The organism is Amycolatopsis sp. NPDC051372 (assembly GCF_040682095.1).
Classification (GTDB): domain Bacteria; phylum Actinomycetota; class Actinomycetes; order Mycobacteriales; family Pseudonocardiaceae; genus Amycolatopsis.
Genome location: NZ_JBFBAF010000002.1, coordinates 51,672 through 57,295, shown reverse-complemented (window position 1 = coordinate 57,295; position 5,624 = coordinate 51,672). Strand labels below are relative to the sequence as shown.

General features: G+C 71.7%; 4 protein-coding genes and 1 pseudogene. 2 read left to right on the top strand and 3 right to left on the bottom strand.

Annotated features, from left to right (window positions below; translation table 11 throughout):
* The first annotated feature begins 14 nt into the window (after positions 1-14).
* Complete coding sequence (locus AB0M56_RS04055) at positions 15-224, top strand: MbtH family protein (protein WP_364170864.1); 210 nt, start codon at positions 15-17, stop codon at positions 222-224.
* Between the two features lie 216 nt (positions 225-440).
* Positions 441-578 (top strand): annotated as a pseudogene (locus AB0M56_RS04050) (DUF885 family protein); the annotation flags it as partial.
* A gap of 321 nt (positions 579-899) precedes the next feature.
* On the opposite strand, the gene AB0M56_RS04045 reads toward AB0M56_RS04050, so the two are convergent.
* From AB0M56_RS04045 to AB0M56_RS04035, 3 genes are all read right to left on the bottom strand, one after another.
* Positions 900-1,976, bottom strand: a complete 1,077-nt coding sequence (locus AB0M56_RS04045) for an iron-siderophore ABC transporter substrate-binding protein (protein WP_364170863.1) — start codon at positions 1,974-1,976, stop codon at positions 900-902.
* 82 nt (positions 1,977-2,058) lie between these two features.
* A complete protein-coding gene (locus AB0M56_RS04040) occupies positions 2,059-3,834 on the bottom strand; it encodes an ABC transporter ATP-binding protein (protein WP_364170861.1) in 1,776 nt (591 codons plus the stop codon).
* Entirely contained in the window at positions 3,831-5,522 is a 1,692-nt protein-coding gene (locus AB0M56_RS04035; RefSeq protein WP_364170860.1) for an ABC transporter ATP-binding protein, read from the bottom strand. Before AB0M56_RS04035 ends, AB0M56_RS04040 begins: the two co-directional genes overlap by 4 nt.
* Between the last annotated feature and the right edge of the window lie 102 nt (positions 5,523-5,624).

Sequence of the window (5,624 nt, the reverse complement as noted above, 5' to 3'; positions counted from 1 at the left end):
GAAAGGAAAACACCGTGACCAACCCCTTCGAAAACCCCGACGGCACCTACCTCGTGCTCGTCAACGACGAGGGCCAGCACAGCCTGTGGCCACAGTTCGTGGCCGTTCCGGCCGGCTGGACCACCGCCTTCGGCCCCGACGCCCGCCAGCAGTGCCTCGACTACGTGGAACAAAACTGGACCGACCTTCGGCCCAAGTCGCTCATCGAGGCCATGGAGTCCTAGCACGGCAATGCGAAACGGCCCGGCCGGAGAACATCCGGCCGGGCGGTTTGGTATTTCAGGCTCGGTGGCGGCCGCACAAGAGTCAGATTCCCTCGCACCACACGACGACGGCTTCTCTCGGGTTGGGGCTCGCACGGTGCGCCGGACCGCAGTCGAGGACGACTCACCACGCTGTGGGCGTGCCCGCGACCGATCAGGATCGGGATGACACCATGAGTGGGTCCGGCATTCGCCGGACGAACTGCACCGGATCGGCCGGCCCTGATCGAGTCCGAAGTGGACCGTTACCTGTCGGAGCCGGGGCAGGCCCTGGCGTACATGGTGGGCCGCCGTGAGATCGGCCGACTGCGCAACCAGGCCAGTCACGCGCTCGGCAACCGGTTCGACCTTCGCGCTTTCCACGCGGCAGTGCTTCCGAGGGTCAGGTGCCGCTGTCCGTTCTCGACGAAATCGTCACCACGTGGATCGGCTCGTGTACCCCGCCGCGGACTGAGTCCGCTGCCTCGCCCACAAGTTGACTCAGCAGGCAGTCCGGCGAACGCGCAGCTGCTGCGTATCTTCGGCCCGAGCTCCCGCGTCGCCGAATCTCTGAACCCAGAACGGAATTCCGCGCACCACACGACAACGCCCGGCCGGAGGACGTCTCCCGGCCGGGCGTTGGGGCGCGCGCGGCGATCAGGCCGCGGGCTTCACGTCCGTGGCCGGGTCGCCGTCGACGGCGGCGGTGAGCTGGGGGACGATCCGCTCGAGCGTGTAGGGCAGGCTGAGCACGCTGACGAACGACGTGGCGCTGCCGTAGGTGCTCGGGTCCTCGATGAAGACCTCACGCTTCTGCTTCGCGACGTTCAGGCCCGAGTACAGCTTGTCCTTCGCCAGGGTCGCCTGGCCACCCGGGATGGTGTCGACGATCCAGACCAGGGCGTCGACGTTGAGGAGGTCGGTGCGTTCCGCGCTGATGTTCGCGCCGAACTTGTCGCCGATGAGCTGGTCGAGGTTCGGGGGCAGTTTGAAGCCCAGCGAAGTCAGGATGCGCGAGCGTGGGTCCTCGCTGCCGTAGACGAAGTAGCCGTCGTACTGGGTGGCCATCAGGGCGCTCTTGCCGGCGAACTCCGGGTGCGCGGCGCGGGCCTTGGCGAACTGGTCCTCGACCCCGGCCACAAGCGCGTCGGCTTCCTTCGCCTCGCCCACGGCCTTGCCGACGGTCTTGGTCGTGTCCTGCCACGGGATGCCGTAGTCGTTGTACTGCTTGGGCTGCGCGATCGTCGGCGCGATCTTCGACAGGGTGGTGTACTGCTCCTGCGTGAGCGCGGAGTACAGGCCGATGATGAGGTCCGGCTTCAGCGCGGCGATCTTCTCGAACTGCGGACCGTCGGCGTCCTTCAGGACGGTCGGCAGCGGCGCGTTGCCGAGCTTCGCCTTGGCCCACGGCGCGATGGCGCCGGGGAAGTTGCCGAGCCAGTCGGTGGTGCCGACGGGCACGACGCCGAGCGCGAGCAGCGAGTCCTGCTCGGTCAGGCCGACGGTGACGACGCGCTGCGGTGCCTTCTCGATGGTGGTCGAGCCGTACTTGTGCTCGATGGTGACCGGGAACGCGCCGGGGTCCGTGGCGTGGGACTCACCAGCCGCGCCCGGCGTCGCGGGGGCGTCGGAGCCGCACGCGGAGAGCGCGCCGGCGAGCATGAGCGCCGCGGCGAGCGCCCCGGCGGTCCGGGCGCGCCCGCGCGCGGCGGACAGAAGGGAGAAGCGGGCCATCGTCGGTCCTCTCGATTAATCAGGTTTGCCTAACCTAAGTCAGACCGCCCTGTCGATGCAACCACGTCCACTGCGGCGAGCCTCACCCCGTTACCGGGTCGTCCACCCGGCGCGTCCCCGACCACGCGGCCCACAACGTCGCGTACCGGCCGCCCGCGGCGACCAGTTCGTCGTGCGTGCCCGTCTCCACGACCGCGCCCGCGTCGAGCACCACGATCCGGTCCGACGCCGCCGCCTGAGTGAGCCGGTGGGCCACCACGAGTCCGGTCCGGCCCGCGAGCGCCGCCGCGGCGGCCGCCTCCAGTGTCTTGGCACCCGCGCTGCCCGCTTCGGCCGTGGCCTCGTCGAGGATCGCGACCGGCGGGTCGGCCAGCACGAGCCGCACGAGCGCGAGCTGCTGCGCCTGCGTGACGGTGAGCTGGTGCCCGCCGTCGCCGACGACCGTGTCGAGCCCTTCAGGAAGCGCCTGGGCCCACTCCAGCGCGCCGACCGTGATCAGCGCTGCGCGCAGGTCCTCTTCGGACGCTTCGGGCCGCGCCAGCCGCAGGTCGTCGGCCAGTGTGCCGCTGAAGACGTGTACTTCCTGGCTGATCAGCGCCACAGTCCGCCGCGTCTGGGCCGGGCCCAGGTCGGCGAGCGGCACGCCGCCGAGCGACACCGAACCCGAGTGCGGCTGGTGGATGCCGGCGATGAGCTTCGCCAGCGTCGTCTTGCCCGCGCCGCTCGCGCCGACCAGCGCGACGCGTTCGCCGGGCGCGAGGTCGAGGTCCACTTCCCGTAGCACCGGGTGACCGTCCACATAGGAGTGCCGCAACGCGCCGGCCTTCACCGACGAGTCGACCGGCCGGGCCGGCTGCTGCGGCTCGACCGGTGCCGGCAGGTCGGCCACGCCGATCAGCCGCGCGAGGCTCGCCGCGGCCGCCTGCGCGTCGTCGACGAGCGCGAGCGCGGTGTTGATCGGGCCGAAGAGGCTGTGGAAGTACAGCGCCGCCGCGGTGGCGACACCGACCGTCGCGAGGTTCGCGCCCACGAGCAGGTAGCCCGCCGCCAGCACGGCCGAGAGCCCGATGAACTCCGCGAGGTTCAGCCGGCCGAAGAACCGCGTGACCAGGCGGATCCCGCGCAGCGCCAGCTCGACCGCGCCGTCCGAACGCTGACGCACTCGCTCCACGTGCTCGTCGGCCAGCCGGAACGCGCGCACGGTCTTGGCGCCGCCGATCGTGTCGAGCAACTGTTGTTGCTGCGCACCGACGGCAGCCCGCTGCGCCGCGTAGAGCGGCTTCGCCTGCCGGACGTACCAGCGCACGGTGTGCAGCTGGATCGGCACGGCGAGCAGGGCCGCGAGGAGGAACCGCCAGTCGAGCACGGCCATGGCCACGAGCGTCAGCACGATCGTGAGCACCGACCGGCCCAGCTCCGGCAGCGCCTCGCGCACGGCCTCGGCGACGACCGACACGTCGTTGGTCACGCGTGTGGTGAGGTCGCCGGAACCGGCCTTCTCGACCTGCTCCAGCGGCAGGCCCAGCGCGCGGTCCACGAACCGCTCACGCAGATCCGCCAGCATCGTCTCGCCGAGGCGCGCGAGCATCGAGGTCCCGATGGCCGTGGCGATCGCCGAGACGACCGCCACGAGCACGAGCTCCACCACCGGCGTCACGAGGTCCGAGGCCGGGCGGTGCTGCGCGACGATGTCGACGACGCGGCCCAGCAGTGGCGCGGTGAGCAGGCCGACGGCCGTGGCGGCCACGACGAAGGCGAACGACCCCGCGGCGCGAGCCTTCGACCGGCGCAGCAGTTCGCCCAGTACAGCGCGGATGCGGTGCCCGTCCGCGGTCGGGAGCAGTTCGCGGGTGCTCACGAGAGCACCGCCGCGCGGTAGTCGGCGCGCTCGCGCACGAGGCCGGCGTGCTCGCCTTCGGCGACGACGCGTCCTTCGTCGAGCAGCACCACGCGGTCGGTGGCCGCGAGCAGAGCCGGGCTGGTCGTCACCACGATCGTGGTGCGACCGCGGCGCAACCGGGCGATGCCTTCGGCGATCCGGGCTTCGGTGACCGTATCGACGGCCGTGGTCGGGTCGTGCAGCACGAGCACCGGTGTGTCCGCCGCCAGCGCCCGCGCGAGCGCGACGCGTTGTCGTTGCCCGCCCGAGAGCGAGCGCCCCCGTTCGGTGACGGCCGTGGCCGTGCCCGACGGCAGCGTGCTCGCCACCTCGTCGGCGGCCGCGGCCGCCAGCACTCCGTCCGGCACCGCCGGACCACCCGCTCGCACGTTCTCCTCCAAGGTTCCTTCGAACAGATCGGCGTCGTGAGCGGCCACGAGCACCACCTCCCTCACGCGGTCCGGGTCCACAGTGGACAAGTCGACCGCGTCGACGCGGACCATGCCCGCACCGGGGTCGGTGAAGCGGCCGAGGCAGTTGAGCAGGTCGGTGGCCGTGGCCGGGTCGGCGGTGACGACCCCCAGCAGCTGTCCGGCGGGCACGGACAGGTCGAGCTCCCGCAGCTTTCCGTGCGTCACGCGGGAAAGCTCGATCCCGCCCGCGGCCGGCGCAGGCAGCGACGCGCTGCCCTCGGGCACGGCGAGCGGCGAGTTCAGCACGGTCGCGACGCGCCCGGCCGACGCGCGGCCCTGCGCGAACTGGCCGTTGACCCACGCGAAGATCGAGAACGGGGTCTGCAGGAACTGCGCGAGCCCGACCGCCGCGACGAGGTCGCCGACGCTGATGTCGCCGTCGGCCGCCAGGTTCCCGCCGACGAGCGCGACCAGCGCGATGAAGATGCCCGTCAACGCGAGCAGCGCGCCGTTGTGCCAGGCCTGCGCGCGGGCGGCGCGCACGGTGGCCAGCAGCGAATTCCGGCTGGTGCGGCGATACCGGTCGACGGCGGCCGGTTCGGCGCCGATGCCCTTGAGCACCCGTAGCCCCGCCACCAGGTCGGCCGCGACGCCCGACGCGTGCGCCGCGCGCTCCTGCTCCACCTCGCTGCGCTTCTCCAGCGGCTTGCCGATCAGATGGGCGAGCAACAGCAACGGGGGAGTGCCGAGCAGGACCAGCAGGCCGAGCGGCACCGACATCCGCAGCAGCGCGACCGCGCTGACCACGAGGCCCGCCAGCGCCGAGATCCCGAACGGCAGCGTCGCGTTGATCATCCCGACGCGGCGCGCGTCCGATGTCCCGATGCTGGCCAGCTCACCGGCGAGCGCACCCGTTTCGGTGCCGCCCCGCGAATGCAGCACGCGCCGCGAAATCGAGAGCCGGATGTCGTGCGCCGCGCGCTCGGCGGCGCGTTCCGCGGCCCGCGCACCGAAGCGGTAGCTGTAGGACAGCACCAGGAACACCACCGCCAGCACTCCCAGCCAGGTGAGCAGCGTGAGCACGGAGCTGTCGGCCACGGCGTGGTCGATGACCACGCCGATCACCACGGGCACCAGGGCTTCACCCCCTTGGTGCGCGGCGGCGAGAACGGACGAGAGCGTCACGGCCCCCCGCTGTCCGGAGATCGCGCGCCGCAGCACGTCCCGCCCGGTCCTCGCTGCAGCCGTCGTCACCGGCGCCCTCCCCTTCGCTCCACCTGCTCAGCGTGCCGCCTGCACCGCAGTTTGATAGGTAAGGCTAGTCTAAGAACCGCCCGCGAAGGAGTGCCCGATCCC

Bases quoted from the DNA above. Each gene is read 5' to 3' on its own strand.
- AB0M56_RS04045 (WP_364170863.1), bottom strand. From the start codon at position 1,976: ATGGCCCGCTTCTCCCTTCTGTCCGCCGCGCGCGGGCGCGCCCGGACC.